Raw genomic sequence first — 14,037 nt, 5'->3', positions numbered from 1 at the left:
GGTACGTGCACCGAGGCGCCGGCGCTGGGCGGCCCCCGTGCTGGCTGCCGCGTCGGTCGCCACCGTCGCCGCCGCAGTGCTGGCCTTCGGTTTAGGACACGACCTGGCTGCGGAGGGCCGCCCGGAAGCAGGTGATCTCCTCGCCCCGACGCCCTCCAGCGGCGCTCCGTCCCCGGCCACACCGACGCGCCCAGCCACACCGGACGGCTCGCCCACAACGGACCGCCCAGCCACAGCCAACCCGGCGGGCGCCGGGGTGACGGCCGAGTCGTTGCCGTCCGCCAAGGCCCGGCTGTGCGCCAACGCCGACATCGAGGTCTCGATCAGCGCCCAGAACGAGAACCCCACCGCGATCGGCACCCAGCGCGGGCTCATCTCGGTCGCCAACCAGTCCGGCACGCCGTGCCGGGTCGACGGCCGGGCCTTCGTCGCGACGACAACTGTTGATGGCGTGCTCGTCGAGTGCCCGGGGCGCTTGTCGCGCCCCTCTTGCCGGGCCGACAAGAGGGGCGATCTTCCTGTTCAGTTCGACAGCTGGTTGCGTAAGGAGTCGATGTCCCACACGTTGGACATCTGGACGAATTTGCCGTCACGGACCTTGTAGACCGTGATTTCGTGCAACTCGATCGGCTTGCCGTTCGGGGCCACCCCGAGCCATTCCTTCACCGGGGTGCCGCGGAGGATGGCGTGAGTGCCGATGATGTCACCACCGATGACAAGGTCCTTGACCTCCCACCGGAGGTCAAGAATGGCGTCCGTGAGGCTCTCGAAGTTGGCGATCGCCTGCTCACGCGTCACGGTCTCACCGTGGTACAGGACGGTGTCGTCAATGAACTCTCCCACGCGGTCCCATTGGTGCGCGTTGATCACTTCGACGTAGCGGCTGTAAAAATTCTGGACGTCGAAATTCGGCATGATCTGACCTGCTCCTTCTGGTGTTTCGATCGGTTCGGACGTTGATGTACTGCTCCTGCGCCGACCGCCGGCTGACAGTGTGAGGTCGCCGGTCGGTATCAGCGGGGACACCCCGGCTGGGACGAGATGCCTTTGTCCTCGCCGTCGCCGTACAAGAGAGCCGTACAAGAGAGCTGCGAGGGTGCCGGCCCGGCTCAGCACGTCGAGCTGGGCCGGGTTGTAGAGCTCGGTCAGGGCGTCGATCAGCGTCTGCCGGGCCGTGTCTCGGCTCCGGGTCAGGTGGGCCGCCGGATCGGTCAGCCAGGGGTAGTCGACGAGGTGCTGGGTGAGGATCGGCGCCAATTGCTCGGCCAGACGTCGGCGGGCCGGTTCGTCGGCGTCGGCCGGCAGCTCCTCGATCTCCCGGCTGACCGAGTCGGCGCTGGTCTCGGCCATCCGGCGCAGGTCTTTCATCGCGTCCTCGTCGAGCATTCGGCCGCAGACGTGCAGGAGCGCGGAATCCTGCGCGGAAAGGCGGGACGCCACCGACTCGAAGCCCATCGGGGCGTCGGCCGAAGCCTCGTCTCGCAGGATGGTGGCGATGGCCGACCGGTTCTGCTGCAGGCGTTCGATGTCGGCCGCCATGGCGACGTCGACCTGTAGCAGCACCTCCGGGGCGAGCCGTCCGTCCGCCTGCAGTTCACCGATCCGCGAGACCGGCACTCCCAACTCCACGAGCCGCCGGATCCGCAACAGACAGATGAGATGCCGGACGCCGTACTGCTTGTACCCGTTCGGCCGGCGCTCGGGCTCATCGAGCCGGCCGACCCGGTGGTAGTACCGGACGGTGTTGTCCGTCGTGCCGGCCAGCTCGGCCAGTTCGTGGGTGCTCCAAGCCATGTCCGCCCCTCCCGGCCGGTCAGCGGGTCGGATCGGCCTGCCCGTTGGAGGCGGTGAGACCGCCGTCGACCGGCACTTGGGCGCCGTTGACGTAGCTCGCCTCCGGACCGGCGAGGAAGGCCACGACGGCGGCCACCTCGGCCGGGTTGCCGGGCCGGGCCATCGGCACCCGGTCGTCGAAGCGGGCCCGTAGTGGGGTGCCATCGGCCAGCACGGTGCGGATGAAGTCGCTGCTGAACGTGGTGCCGGGGTGGACGGCATTGACCCGGATCTCGTGGCCGTGGTCGAGGGCCATGGCATTGGTCAGGTTGGTCACCGCGCCCTTGGAGGCGTCGTAGGCGGCCTGGTGCCAGTCGGCCCGGATGCCGCTGATGGAGCCGATGTTGACGATGTTGCCGCGGACGGCCCGCAGGTGCGGCAGGGCGGCGCGAGAGGCGAAGTACACCCCGTCGACGTTGACGCTCATCATGGCCCGGTAGCCGGCCTCGTCGAGGTTTTCGACAGTGCCCGGCAGGGCCATCCCCGCGCAGTTGACCAGCACGTCCAGCCGACCGAAACGCTCGGCGACCGCGTCCAGCACGGCGGCGATGCCTGCCGGTTGGGACACGTCGCCGGTCCACGGGTGCATGGCGGCGCCGGCCGGGCCGTCGGCCACGGCGCTGCGCAGAGTCTGCTCGGTCCGGCCGAGAAACACCGTGGTGTAGCCGTCAGCGGCGAACCGGTGAGCGATCGGTGCGCCGAGCCCGCCGCCGGCGCCGGTGATGACAGCGACCCGACCATTACTCTGGATGCTCACGATGTCGGAGCCTAAAAAAACGGCAGGCGCCGGTCTTGGACGTCGGCGTCACCCGGCCGGGACATCGGCGACAGATTCGAGGCGCAACCGGAGAACGCGATGAGTGGCAAGACAGCAGGCGCCTGGCAGCTGAAAGCAAGGGGCAACCGCGAGAAGTTCGCCGAAGTCGAGCGCCAGTGGAACACCCTGACCGGCGACAGCTTCCCGATGCCCGCCTTCAGCGCCGACTCGACGGCTCGTTTCGACCTGAAGTTCCGCGCCACCCGAGTCGGTGACGTGGCCTTCACCAGCGCCGAAACCGCCACCCCGGTCCGCACGGCCGGCACCACGGCCCTGTACGAGGACCATGTCCGCCTCTGGCTCGTGCACCGCGGCGTCTGGGCCCTCGGCGGCACCCGGGGTGACACCGAACTGACCGTTCCGGCCGGGCGGTTCGCCTTGCGGCACGTCGGGCGACTGGTGCACTACGCCACGCCCCCGCACTCGTCAGCCCAGGTCTTCGTCCTGCCCGCCGCCGTGTTCGGCTCTCAGTTGCGCGACCGCACGGTCACCGGCGACCTCGGCTCGGCCGAGATCCGGCTGCTGGTGGCCCATGCGCGGGCGGTTCACGAGACGGTGCCGGAGCTGGGAGCGGCCGGGATCGATGCCGTCCGCTCCACGCTCCTCGAGCTGACCCGGGCGGTGGCCGCACGTACCGTCAGCACCACCGACTCGACGCTGGCGCCCGTGCTCGCCCGGGCCGCCCGTGATCTCGCCGACCGCCTGCTCACCGAGCCCGGGCTGTCGTCGGCGCGGCTGGCCCGCGAGTTGGGCGTCTCCGTCCGTACGCTGCAAAGGGCCTTCGCGGCCGAAGGCCGGTCGCTGACCGCGCACATTCGCGACCGTCGTCTGCACGAGGCGCGCGCCGCTCTGACCGGCGGCCGTCGCAGTGTCTCCGAGGTCGCGGCCCACTGGCAGTTCACCGACGGCAGTCACCTGACCCGGCTCTTCAAGCGTCGCTACGGCATGACACCCAGCGAATACATCCGCGACAACGCCGCCCGATCCGAGGACTCCCGCAACCGAAGCCCGAGCCTCTGACGAGCTGGTCGATACAACTGCCGTTGTCGCGTACTCGCCGGCAAACCGGACAGGCAAATGCTGCACTACCGCAACGGCCGCTACGCCGACCGGCGCCGCTGCGACCACCTCTGGCAACGCATCGGCATACACCTGCCCTGGGTCACCATCCAGAAGATCAACGACCGTTCGATACGCCACACCACTCTGGCCTGGTCGAACGGCACCTCACCGCCACGATCGCCCGTGCTTTCGCCGGACACACCGGCGGCACTAGCGCGACCTATGTCAAGCCACCCTGCAAGAAACTCGCGCGGGTGGTGGCCGCGCTGAACGGCGAGCCGCAATGGGATCCATCCCGGTACTGTCGCCGATACAGGCTGGAGTTCCCGCAGGGTCGGCAGGGCGGCTTTGTACTTGCGCGCCGACCGGGCCACCAGGGCGCCGGTAGCGTGGATGATGCATCGTACTGGCCGGGGATAACATCGCGGCGATCGCTGGATCCCCGGCCATGAACGAGACCATCGCCGAACGCCTGCGCCCCGGCGCCCAGGAGACCCAGCGGTGCGCCCTGGACATCACCGTCGCACCGCTCACCTTCGCCGACTGGGCCCAGGGCGCCGCCGTGGCCGGCATCCAGCACGTACTCGGCGCCCCCTGATCGTCACCGGCCCGTATCCGTCAGGGCTTCAGGACGACCTTCTCGCAGTTGTCCTGCTTGTTCTTGAACATGTCGAAGCCGCGTTCGGCCTCGTCGAGGGGCAGGGTGTGAGTGATGATCCGGGTCGGGTCGAGCTCGCCGCGTTCGATGCGCTGCAGCAGCGGCTTCATGTAGCGCTGGACGTGGCATTGGCCGGTGCGCAGGGTCAGCGACCGGTTCATCCAGGCTCCGGCCGGGAATTTGTCCAGCAGGCCGCCGTAGACGCCGATCACCGAAACCACCCCGCCGCTGCGGCACGACAGGATCGCCTGGCGCAGCGCGTGCGGGCGCTCGGTCTCCGACCGTACAGCCTGCTTGACCCGGTCGTACGCGGCGATGTGCGCGCTGCCGTGGGTGGCTTCCAGGCCGACCGCGTCGATGCACTTGTCCGGTCCCCGCCCACCGGTCAGTTCGAGCAGCCTCGAGCGCACGTCTACATCGTCGAAGTTCACCGGGATGTGCCCGGCCTGTTCGGCCATCTGCAGCCGGTACGGCTCCTTGTCGATCGCGATGACCTTCGCCGCGCCGAGCACCCGGGCACTGTCCATGGCGAACTGGCCGACCGGGCCGGCGCCCCACACCGCCACCACATCGCTGGGCTGGATGTCACACATCTCGGCACCCATATAGCCGGTGGGTAAGATGTCGGACAGGAACAGCACCTGCTCGTCGGTCAGTTCCGACTCGATCTTCAGCGGGCCGACGTCGGCGAACGGCACCCGCGCGTACTGCGCCTGACCGCCCGCGAAACCGCCGGTCAGATGCGAGTAGCCGAAGATCCCGGCGACCGGGTGGCCGAACATCTTCTCCGCGATCCCCGCATTGGGATTGGTGTTCTCACAACACGAGTACAGCTCGGCGGCGCAGGCGGCACACGCCCCGCAGGCAATCGGGAACGGCACGACCACCCGGTCGCCGACCCGCAGCTTGTCGCCGGGCACCCCCGACCCGACCTCGATCACCTCGCCCATGAACTCGTGGCCCAGGACATCACCGTCCTGCATCGTCGGCACGTACCCGTCCACCAGGTGCAGGTCCGAGCCGCAGATCGCGGTAGAGGTGATCCGTACGATCGCGTCCCGGTGGTTGAGGATCTTCGGGTCCGGTACGTCGCGGACCTCGACCTTGTTGCGTCCCGACCAGGTGTTCGCCCTCATGCCTGCGCTCCCTTCGCGAGCTCGGCGTCCGACAGTGGTTGCGCCGGACGCTGCGGGAACTCCTTGCGGGCTCGCTTGCCCCACGGAGCGCCGTCGGAACGGACCACCTCGCCGGTCTCCAGCACCTGCTTGAACCGGCGCAGGTCGTCGTCCAGCTGCTGATGCGGCTCCTCACCGAAATACTTCGCGACCGCCTTGCCCAGTGAGCCGCCCGGGATCTCGTACACCAACGAGACGTACACCTCGGTGCTCGCCCCGTCGGGGGCCGGGACGAAGGACACCGTGCCGGCGTTGGGCACGTCGGCGTCGCCGGTCGAGCGCCACGCGATCCTCTCCCCCGGGGTCTCTTCGGTGATCTCCGCGTCCCATTCGACGTCTTTGCCGAACGGTGCGGCGGCCGACCAGTGACTCGTCCGGTCACCAGCGGCGCGAACCTCTTCCAGGTGCGCCATGAACGTCGGCAGGTTCTCCAGGTCACGCCAGAACGCGTACACCTCCGATGCGGGTTTGCGGACGGTCGTCGTTGCCGTCAGATCCATGTCTCCTCCTAGCGGCCGGAGCCGCGTCGTCGCAGCCTCCGTATCGATGAAGCCCGGTCCCACCGGCGGAACGCAGGACGAAGGGCCGCGTGCGGCGCACCGCCTACCCGCCGCGATATCGCCTAAACCGGCATTCGACCGCTACGGTGAAATTCGGCCGCCCGCCCGGCGGCCATCCCGACAGCACCTGCCAGACGAGGCCACGACGGCCGACGAGGAGGAGCGATGCGGCTGATCACCTTTCTGCGCCGCCCGTGGGAGGCTGCGCTGGCCCGGTGGGGCCGCATTCCCGGGATTCGCACCGCTAAGGTCACGTTGGCCGCCGTACTGGCCTATGCAGCCGCCGATCTGCTCGACACCACCCCGTCACCGATCCTCGCGCCGCTGACCGCGATCCTGGTGGTGCAGGTGACCGTGTTCCAGACTGTTACCGAAGGGCTCCAGCGTGTCCTGAGTGTGCTGGCCGGCGTCCTGGTCGCGGTCGGGCTCGCCACCGCCGCGGGGTTGAGCTGGTGGAGCCTGGGGGTCGTGGTGGCCGCGAGTCTCGTACTGGGGCAGCTTCTCCGTCTGGGGCCGCACACTCTGGAGGTACCGATCAGCGCGATGCTCATCCTCGCGGTTGGCGGCGGCGCAGCGCCGCAGGCAGCGACCGGCCGGGTGTACGAAACGCTCATCGGCACGGCGACCGGCATCGCGGTGAACTTCGCTATCGTGCCCCCGGTACATGTGGAATCGGCGGGTTCGGCGGTGGCCGGCCTGGCCACCCGGCTCGGTGAGTTCCTGCGCTCGCTGGCTACGCAACTGCGCACCGAATGGTCGCGCCAGGCCGCCGAGGACTGGCTCACGGCAGCCCGAGGTCTGAGCGCAACGGTCCTGGAGGCCGACCATTCGCTGGTCCGGGCCGAGCGCAGTGCCGTGCTCAACCCTCGCGGCGGCGAGGTCCGGGTGGCGCAGCCGCGCCTGCGTACGGCCCTCACCGCGATCGAGTACTGCACCATCGTCGTGCGGACCCTGTGTCGCGAAATCTTCGACCGGACGTTCTATCTGCCGCCGGAACTCGAGGCGGACGCCTACTCCGCACCCGCCCGCCTCGCCCTCGCCGACGTGCTGGACGCCGCCGCAGCAGCCTTCGACGGCGTAGCTGCCGTCGCCCGGGGCGCTGAGGCTGTGGATACCAGTCGCGCCCGGGTGCTCGCCCAGCTCGATGAGCTGTACCAGCGGCGGCAGCTCCTGAGCCGGCTCCTGCTGGTGGACCCGCAAGCCGACGCGGCCGCCTGGCAGCAACACGGCGCCCTGCTCACGGCGGTCGACCGGCTGCGGGTCGAGATCGAAGCGGCGGTCCGCCCGGCCGCACAGCCGTGGCGCCCACCATCGCTGACCGCCGGGCCGCGGCGTGTGGCCCAGCGCGTTGCGGAGCAGACTTTCCCGCGGATCACCGGCCGTTCACGCCAGGCGGTCCGCCGGATGATCGACGCCGCGGCGGACAATTTGGCCAACCCCGATCCTCGTACGGCCCGCCCCGGTCGGCGGGCGGGCCGCGACGGCCCGCCGGGTGAGCAGGCGGCCGCCCCGGCTTCTCCGGCCGGGGAGGACACGGCGACGCCTCCTCGGCAACGAGGCGCCATCGAGCCGTGACCTCGGCGGACCAGGCCATGAGGGCCCGCTGCCGATCTCAACGACGTGGTGCCCGCCTCCGCATCGACGCCACCGCCGGGCCGGCGGCCGGTCAACGATCCTTCCGGTCCTGATAGCCGTCTGGTTCGGGGTGGTACCCGTAGGCGGCGGCCCGCACGGTTTCCTCGTCCTCCAGCCCGGAGCCGATCGCTCCACCCACCGTGGCCATCGAGCTGATGATCCAGCCAAGTGTCAGATAGTCGGTGGCACGGACCGGGCGTTGCAGGGTTTGCTCCAGCACAGATGTGTCGATCAGCAGTGCCGCGGCAAGCACCGTTCCGGCGAAGAGCACCAGGTAGGACACAGCGGTGGCCAGACCGAGGGTCAAAGTGGTGCCGACGTTGAACAGCCGGGCCAGCTCGACCGGCGTCCGCCGGTCCGGTTTCTCCCACAGATCATGAGCGACGATCAGCCACGTCACCAAGGCGACCAGGCTGAGAATCATGATAGTCGTCAGACGGACCGCGCCGAGCGCATCGCCCATCTGCCAGATGGTCTGGGTGGTCAGTGCGAACGCGGCCGTTCCGAACGCACCGACCAGCAACTTGGACAGGCCGAGCAGCGCCCGCCCAGGACGGTTGGCCCGGACCATTCCGGTCAGCAGCCGGACCCGGCCGCTGAGCCGCGAGCCGACGTAGCGCCGCTCGCCGGCATCGCCGTCATCGACGGCCCGGTGGATGGCCGCGACCCGGTTCGCCGACCCGTGACCGGCTGACGACATCGGCTGATCGCCGGTATCACGCAGTAGCCGCCCGACCAGATCGGGAACCACCGCACGGACCGCTTGCAGCTGGCGCCAGCCGAGCGCGGGAAGCGACACCATCGCGACCCGGCGCCGGGCGGAGGCCTGCGCGACCAGAGGCACCCCGTCACTGTGCAGCGGCAGATCCGTCAGGCAGACCGCCACGTCCCACCGGTCGTCGGCTCGCCTTTGCACAAGATCGTCCAGCAAGGCCTCGGCTCCCCCGTCGCGCCGTGGTGCGACCTCACCCCAGCCGTCGCGGACAATCCATCGCACGTCGGCATCCACCCGCTCGGCGAGCCGATCGGCCAGCTCGCCCGAGAGCCGTGCGACGACCTCAGCCGGGTGGTCCGGTGGGGTAGCGACCAGTCCGACAACTATTTCCGGGCGGTGTTGTTCGCCGACAGTCATAGGCCGCTCCTCACCGAGGTGGTCCGGGGCGGCCCGCTTTCCCTGTTTACCGCAACTTATGTCCGCGCGGAGTGCGCGATCCCTCAGTTGATGGCGACCACCGCCGCCGGTCCCGCGGAGGTCCTCAGGAACGGAAGAACTCCAGCATTTCGGCGTTCACCAGGTCGGCGTGGGTGGTCGGCATGCCACGAGGCAGACCCTCGTACGTCTTCAGAATGCCGTTGGGCAGCAGCTTGACCGCCAGCGGGGCGGCCGCCTCGTACGGCACGATCCGATCGTCGCGGCTGTGCATGAGCAGAACCGGGATGTCGATCTTTGGCAGATCCGCGGTGAAGTCGGTCTGCGAGAAGGCGACGATCCCGTCGTAGCCGGCCTTGGCGCCACCCATCATGCCTTGGCGCCACCAGTTGCGGATGTTGGCCTCGACCGGCTCGGTGTCCGGCCGGTCGTAGCCGTAGAAAGGTCCGGACGCGATGTCGAGGTAGAACTGCGACCGGTTGTTCTGCAACTGGGCCCGGAAGTCGTCGAAGACCTGCTTGGGCCGGCCGTTCGGGTTGGCCTCGGTGCGCACCATGAGCGGCGGGATGGCGCTGATGAGTACGGCTTTGACCGCACGGCTCGTGCCGTGCCGGGCGAGGTAGCGAGCCCGGCCAGCCGGGCGGCGTATTCGGTGCGCAGGGCGTCGAGTCCGTTGGTGCCGAACAGCACCCGGAGCGGCGGGTTCGGGGTGTCGGCCAGCGCGAGGAGCGCCTGCGCGGTCGCGGACGGGTCGCCGGGCACGAACCCCGAAGCGGCCGCGCCGGCGTACAAGGCTTCGCGAGCATGTGCGTACGCCGGATCCGGTGTCACCTGCGGTGAGGCGGTGGCCAGCTCGGTCGGGAACATGATCGGCTTGATCAGGGTGACGTGGACGCCGTAGGCGGCGACCTCGGCCGCCAGGGACTGGCTCATTGCTTCCAGCGCCCACTTGGAGGCCTGGTAGAGGCCCAGCGCGGGGTAGGCGACCAGCCCGCCGATCGAGGAGACCTGCAGGATCCGGCCGGCGCGGCGTTCGCGCATGCCGGGCAGGACGGCCCGGGTGGTCCACAGCGCGCCGAAGTAGTTGACGTCCATCTGCGCGCGGGCCTGCTCGGCGGTGACCTCTTCGACCGCGCCGGTGAGCATGTGCCCGGCGTTGTTGACGAGGATGTCGATGCGGCCGAAGCGTTGTTCGGCAGTATGCACCGCGGCGTCGACGGCGGCTTGGTCGGTCACGTCGAGTGCCAGCGGCAGCAGCCGGTCGCCGTAGCGGCCGGCCAGCGGTTGCAGCGCGGCCACGTCGCGGGCGGTGGCGGCGACCCGGTCGCCGTGCTTGAGGATCGCTTCGGTCCAGATCGCGCCGAGCCCGCGGGTGGCGCCGGTGATGAACCACGTACGAGAAGTCATGCCGACCAGCGTCGGCGGTCCCGGGCCCGGTAGGCAGAGTGAAGTTCTCTCTGCCTACCGGAGGCCACCAGGCGCAGACTTCTCGTCGTGGACACCCAGCAGCTCGCCCAGTTCCTCCGCGTCCGGCGTCAGGCCCTCAGCCCGGCCGACGTCGGCCTGGCCGCAGCCGGACGACTACCACGGCCTCGACGCCTACAAGGCGTTCTCCGCCGCGGCCGGCGCCGACGCTTTCACCGGCATGCACTTGGAGGTGCTGCGATTGCTCGCCCAGGACGACCTTGTCTACGCCCTGTTCACCAACAGCGGTACCAACGTCGGTGACTTCATGGGCAGCCCCGCCACCGGCAAGTACGGCACGGCACGGTGCTGTTCCGCATCCGCGACGGCCGCATCGCCGAGGCCACCTTCGTCGAAGACATCCTCGACATGCTCACCCAGCTCGGCGTCTTCCCCCAGCCGGCCTGACCCCTGATCGATCAACGCGACACCGACTTCCTCGCGGCCCAACACGTCTCCGCACTCCACACCCCGACCGACCACACCGTCCGGCGCTACGCGCTGACCGGACTCCTCGTCTGCGGGCTGGTCATAGTGTGCAACCCCGGCCGACTCAGAAAATCCCCACCACATCCATCCCTGAGAGGCACGAGCTCGACCGCTAGCCGGGTCAGGGCTCGAACCTCCTCGCGCGGCGGCGCACGAGCAGTACTGCGCCGGCGCCGATCGCCAGGAGAGCCAGCCCGAAGCCGGCCGTCACGGGCCCATCGGCGCCGGTGACCGGCAGCCCGCCACCGCCACCGCCGCCGCCACCGGCCGGGGGAGCGGGACTTGCGGGTGCCGGCTTGCGCGGGTTGTTCTCACAGCCGAGCCCTCGTACGCCGGTGAACGCGGCGCCGGCGGGTCCGTCCAGGCCCCACGGGTCGTTCCGGTAGTCGGGGAGGGTCACCCGGTATTTGACGGTGTCGCAGCTGGGATTATGGGCGCCACGGAAGTCGGCGCACAGATCCGTCCGGGTGCCCGTGTAGAGGTACGCCTCGCAGTGCCGTTCATCCCCCGGTGCGGGCGGCGTGGTCGGCGCCGTCGAGGGTTCCGCGGCTCGTACATCGATGGTTGCCGTGTTGTTCTCGGGGTTGGGGTCGGACACGGAGCTGGAAGCCGCGGTGATCGTGAACGAGCCGACCGGCCCTTGCTCGCCCGGCCGGGCGTCCAGGTTGAACGGCATGGTCTGAAAGTGGCTGAAGCCGACCGGGAGGCTGAGCGTTTCGGTGCACACCAGTTTGTCGTCGCTCAGTACGCAGTCCGGCAACTGCACCGGGAGAACAGTGACCTTGCGGTCGTTCAGACCGCTGAAGTCGAAGACGATGGTCCAGGAACGGGGGACGTCGGACGGGCCGTTGTTGACCACCCTGAGCTCGAGGCGCCGAAACAGCTCACCGGTCATCGCCGTCGTGGCCGACACCTTCACCTCCAGGTCGGCCACGGCTTCGTCGGCGTACGCCGGGCGACTCGTGGCGACCAGGGCGGCGGCGGATGCGAATATGGCGGAGGCGCCCAGAACGGCCCAGGCAGTGGCGCGCCGGAATTGCAGATCCATGTCTCCCCCGGAGCATCGAAGCGTGGCACCAGCGGGCGTACCGTATCGGAGCAGCCTCGCGATCGCCATCCCCGTCGAAGGTGTGACTCCTGACCAGACGTCAGCGCGTCTTCGTCGATGCCGTCGCGATCGGATGTACGTGGTTAAGGCCGGTTCCCCGTGCATCGGCATGTGGCCGAGTGCTCGGACCATTCCATGACCTTCGTCGGGGCGGCGTGCTCATCCATCCATCGTGAGACCGGGCCGGCCAGCGTCATCTGATCCTGGCGGCCGACTAACTGGATGACCTGCACCGACTACCCCCCGTACCGGCCGCGGCGCGAGCTCGCATTCCTGTGCAACGCGCGATACAGAAAACCCCCACCAGAATCATCCCCTGCAATGAATCTGGTGGGGGTTAACGTGTCCGGGGACTTAGTAGTCCTTCTATAGCATCCGTACCCATTTCGGACTTATGGCAATCATACCTGCTCCAGCCCGCTGCGGTAGCCGGCCTGCTACCAGCCACTCGTAAGAGTTTCGGTCGGCGGTGGCTCTCATGAGGTCGGTGCCGCTGCCCCCGCTCGTACCGAAACTGACCCTGCCCGACCGCCAAGGCGAACGCCGCGTGCCGGCCCGGCGGCCGCGACGTCAGTCGGCGCTGCCGCTCCCGGCTGTGCCCATCCTGCCGCGCCGGGACGTGGTGTTCGGGATGTGCTGGATGGACCAAGCCGGTCGCGTGACCGATCGGAGGCTTATGGACAGCCTCGGCTGGACACCGGGCATCCGGGTCGGATTCACCATCCACGAACAACTCATCGTGGTGACCGCCGACAAGGACGGCGTCCGCGGGCTCGACGACCGCCGCCAGGTACGGCTCCCGGTCAACGTCCGCCGCGCCTGCCGGCTCTACAACCGCGAACGCCTCCTGCTCGCCGCCCTACCCGACCGGCAACGGCTGATCATCCACCCACCCGCCGCCCTCGGCCAGCTCACCGCCACCGCCCACCTCGCCGCTGTCGGTGGTGAACTGTGACCGCCACCAACTCCAAGCCGGAAGTCCTGCAGGCCGCACGGCTGCTGCTGCAGCAGATGGGCGTCTCCCCCGCCGACCTGCTCACCGCGCCCGCCAACACCGGGTCGGGCATGCCGTCGTTCCGCGACTACGTCCCCGTCGTCATGGCCGCCGTCTCACCAGCCTCCCAGCGCATGTATGGCACCTACCTGAACAAGGCCATCGACCTGTGGGGCGACCGCGGCATCGACCAAATCCTGCCCTCCGAAATCGAAGCCGCCATGCGCCACGTCCAAGCCCACGCGCTCAAGCGCCGCAATAGCCGTGGCGGGCGCAGCGCCTCCGAACACTTCATCGCCGGCCTCCGCTCCCTATACAAGCGGGCTGTCGCCGACGGGCTGATCGCCGAAGGCGACAACCCCGCCCGCAAAGTCGCCAAACCACGCCGGCTGGCCAGTACCCGCACCGCCCTGCCCTACGAACGGCTCAGCGAACTGATCGAAACCGCCAGCGTCACCGGCAACGACCCCGAACTCGACACCTTGATCCTGCGCTTCCACATCGAAACCGCCTGCCGCCGCGGCGGCCTCCTCGGCCTACGCCCCAAAGACCTCGACGTGGAGCAGTGCCTCGTGCTGTTGCGGGAGAAAGGCGACACGTTCCGGTGGCAGCCGATCTCCCCCACCCTCATGGCGTTCCTCCAGCTGCACATCGACGAACGCGGCCCGCTCGAGGACGAACCGTTGCTGCGCTACCGCAACGGACGAGCGGTCGGCCGACGCCGCTACAACTACCTGTTCGAACGCCTTGGCAAAACCCTGCCCTGGCTGGGCACGCAGCAGGTGTCGGCGCACTGGCTACGCCACACCACCCTCACCTGGGGTCGAATGCGTCTACGGCTACGCCGTCGCCCTCGCCTACGCCGGACACGCCGAAACACCCAACGACGCCGGCACCACCGCCCGCTATGTCAAAGCCACCCTCGCCGAAGTCGCCACCGCCCTGGCCGGGCTCACCGGCGAACACCACCCGCTCGCCGACACCGATTCACCGTTGGAGGTTGCCAGGCAGGCGCTGCAGGCGGCTGAAGGGGAGGAGGATGACGATGAGTAGAGCCCAGCCCCGCTGTCTCTACTGCGGATGCCTGGACCG

General features: G+C 69.1%; 14 protein-coding genes and 1 pseudogene. 7 read left to right on the top strand and 8 right to left on the bottom strand.

Annotated features, from left to right (window positions below; translation table 11 throughout):
• Positions 1–37: 37 nt before the first annotated feature.
• Positions 38–604, top strand: coding sequence for an RAD23 family protein (locus JKJ07_RS49905; RefSeq protein WP_236029014.1), 567 nt, complete (start codon positions 38–40; stop codon positions 602–604).
• Here JKJ07_RS49905 and JKJ07_RS17105 read toward each other — a convergent pair.
• Both JKJ07_RS17105 and budC read right to left on the bottom strand, forming a co-directional pair.
• The gene (locus JKJ07_RS17105) at positions 523–1,794 is read right to left on the bottom strand and encodes an ester cyclase (protein WP_202992536.1); all 1,272 of its coding nucleotides are present in this window, start codon (positions 1,792–1,794) and stop codon (positions 523–525) included. The two genes, JKJ07_RS49905 and JKJ07_RS17105, sit on opposite strands and share 82 nt — an antisense overlap.
• Positions 1,795–1,813: 19 nt before the next feature.
• Positions 1,814–2,590 (bottom strand): meso-2,3-butanediol dehydrogenase, encoded by a 777-nt coding sequence (gene budC / locus JKJ07_RS17100; RefSeq protein WP_202992535.1) that lies wholly within the window; start codon positions 2,588–2,590, stop codon positions 1,814–1,816.
• A 99-nt stretch (positions 2,591–2,689) separates the two neighbouring features.
• Between budC and JKJ07_RS17095 the strand changes: the two genes are divergently transcribed.
• Entirely contained in the window at positions 2,690–3,670 is a 981-nt protein-coding gene (locus JKJ07_RS17095) for a helix-turn-helix transcriptional regulator (protein ID WP_202992534.1), read from the top strand.
• Between the two features lie 490 nt (positions 3,671–4,160).
• Complete coding sequence (locus JKJ07_RS17090) at positions 4,161–4,310, top strand: hypothetical protein (RefSeq protein ID WP_202992533.1); 150 nt, start codon at positions 4,161–4,163, stop codon at positions 4,308–4,310.
• 20 nt (positions 4,311–4,330) lie between these two features.
• Here the strand turns inward: JKJ07_RS17090 and JKJ07_RS17085 are convergent, their stop codons facing one another.
• Both JKJ07_RS17085 and JKJ07_RS17080 read right to left on the bottom strand, forming a co-directional pair.
• Positions 4,331–5,506 (bottom strand): zinc-dependent alcohol dehydrogenase, encoded by a 1,176-nt coding sequence (locus JKJ07_RS17085; protein ID WP_202992532.1) that lies wholly within the window; start codon positions 5,504–5,506, stop codon positions 4,331–4,333.
• On the bottom strand, positions 5,503–6,045 hold the full coding sequence (locus tag JKJ07_RS17080; protein WP_202992531.1) for an SRPBCC family protein: 543 nt from the start codon (positions 6,043–6,045) through the stop codon (positions 5,503–5,505). Before JKJ07_RS17080 ends, JKJ07_RS17085 begins: the two co-directional genes overlap by 4 nt.
• 225 nt (positions 6,046–6,270) lie before the next feature.
• On the opposite strand from JKJ07_RS17080, the gene JKJ07_RS17075 reads away from it, so the two are divergent.
• Entirely contained in the window at positions 6,271–7,680 is a 1,410-nt protein-coding gene (locus JKJ07_RS17075) for an FUSC family protein (protein WP_202992530.1), read from the top strand.
• Positions 7,681–7,771: 91 nt separating this feature from the next.
• Here JKJ07_RS17075 and JKJ07_RS17070 read toward each other — a convergent pair whose 3' ends face one another.
• From JKJ07_RS17070 to JKJ07_RS17060, 3 genes are all read right to left on the bottom strand, one after another.
• Positions 7,772–8,872, bottom strand: coding sequence for a DUF2267 domain-containing protein (locus JKJ07_RS17070; RefSeq protein WP_202992529.1), 1,101 nt, complete (start codon positions 8,870–8,872; stop codon positions 7,772–7,774).
• A gap of 124 nt (positions 8,873–8,996) precedes the next feature.
• On the bottom strand, positions 8,997–9,260 hold the full coding sequence (locus JKJ07_RS17065; RefSeq protein WP_202992528.1) for an alpha/beta fold hydrolase: 264 nt from the start codon (positions 9,258–9,260) through the stop codon (positions 8,997–8,999).
• Positions 9,260–10,297, bottom strand: a complete 1,038-nt coding sequence (locus JKJ07_RS17060; RefSeq protein ID WP_202992527.1) for an SDR family NAD(P)-dependent oxidoreductase — start codon at positions 10,295–10,297, stop codon at positions 9,260–9,262. The genes JKJ07_RS17065 and JKJ07_RS17060 overlap by 1 nt, the downstream gene beginning before the upstream one ends.
• Here JKJ07_RS17060 and JKJ07_RS52250 point away from each other — a divergent pair.
• A pseudogene (locus JKJ07_RS52250) lies at positions 10,275–10,634 on the top strand (hypothetical protein); the annotation flags it as partial. The gene JKJ07_RS17060 and the pseudogene JKJ07_RS52250 overlap by 23 nt on opposite strands.
• Positions 10,635–10,964: 330 nt before the next feature.
• Here the strand turns inward: JKJ07_RS52250 and JKJ07_RS17050 are convergent.
• Positions 10,965–11,891 (bottom strand): hypothetical protein, encoded by a 927-nt coding sequence (locus tag JKJ07_RS17050; RefSeq protein ID WP_202992525.1) that lies wholly within the window; start codon positions 11,889–11,891, stop codon positions 10,965–10,967.
• 538 nt (positions 11,892–12,429) lie between these two features.
• Between JKJ07_RS17050 and JKJ07_RS17045 the strand changes: the two genes are divergently transcribed.
• Both JKJ07_RS17045 and JKJ07_RS17040 read left to right on the top strand, forming a co-directional pair.
• Positions 12,430–12,906: a hypothetical protein gene (locus tag JKJ07_RS17045; RefSeq protein ID WP_202992524.1), complete on the top strand. Its 477-nt coding sequence runs from the start codon at positions 12,430–12,432 to the stop codon at positions 12,904–12,906.
• Positions 12,903–13,973 (top strand): tyrosine-type recombinase/integrase, encoded by a 1,071-nt coding sequence (locus tag JKJ07_RS17040; RefSeq protein WP_307834297.1) that lies wholly within the window; start codon positions 12,903–12,905, stop codon positions 13,971–13,973. The genes JKJ07_RS17045 and JKJ07_RS17040 overlap by 4 nt, the downstream gene beginning before the upstream one ends.
• Positions 13,974–14,037 lie beyond the last annotated feature (64 nt).

It is taken from the genome of Paractinoplanes lichenicola, from assembly GCF_016785085.1.
Taxonomy (GTDB): Bacteria; Actinomycetota; Actinomycetes; order Mycobacteriales; family Micromonosporaceae; genus Actinoplanes; species Actinoplanes lichenicola.
The sequence above is the reverse complement of the archived record's forward strand: the minus strand, read 5'-3'. Positions and strand labels throughout refer to the sequence as shown.

What these genes read in the sequence shown, in the direction of transcription:
- JKJ07_RS17105 (WP_202992536.1), bottom strand. Translation starts at nt 1,794, where the DNA reads ATGGCTTGGAGCACCCACGAACTGGCCGAGCTGGCCGGCACGACGGAC.
- JKJ07_RS17095 (WP_202992534.1), top strand. Translation starts at nt 2,690, where the DNA reads ATGAGTGGCAAGACAGCAGGCGCCTGGCAGCTGAAAGCAAGGGGCAAC.
- JKJ07_RS17090 (WP_202992533.1), top strand. Translation starts at nt 4,161, where the DNA reads ATGAACGAGACCATCGCCGAACGCCTGCGCCCCGGCGCCCAGGAGACC.
- JKJ07_RS17085 (WP_202992532.1), bottom strand. Translation starts at nt 5,506, where the DNA reads ATGAGGGCGAACACCTGGTCGGGACGCAACAAGGTCGAGGTCCGCGAC.
- JKJ07_RS17080 (WP_202992531.1), bottom strand. Translation starts at nt 6,045, where the DNA reads ATGGATCTGACGGCAACGACGACCGTCCGCAAACCCGCATCGGAGGTG.
- JKJ07_RS17075 (WP_202992530.1), top strand. Translation starts at nt 6,271, where the DNA reads ATGCGGCTGATCACCTTTCTGCGCCGCCCGTGGGAGGCTGCGCTGGCC.
- JKJ07_RS17070 (WP_202992529.1), bottom strand. Translation starts at nt 8,872, where the DNA reads ATGACTGTCGGCGAACAACACCGCCCGGAAATAGTTGTCGGACTGGTC.
- JKJ07_RS17065 (WP_202992528.1), bottom strand. Translation starts at nt 9,260, where the DNA reads ATGGGTGGCGCCAAGGCCGGCTACGACGGGATCGTCGCCTTCTCGCAG.
- JKJ07_RS17060 (WP_202992527.1), bottom strand. Translation starts at nt 10,297, where the DNA reads ATGACTTCTCGTACGTGGTTCATCACCGGCGCCACCCGCGGGCTCGGC.
- JKJ07_RS17050 (WP_202992525.1), bottom strand. Translation starts at nt 11,891, where the DNA reads ATGGATCTGCAATTCCGGCGCGCCACTGCCTGGGCCGTTCTGGGCGCC.
- JKJ07_RS17045 (WP_202992524.1), top strand. Translation starts at nt 12,430, where the DNA reads ATGAGGTCGGTGCCGCTGCCCCCGCTCGTACCGAAACTGACCCTGCCC.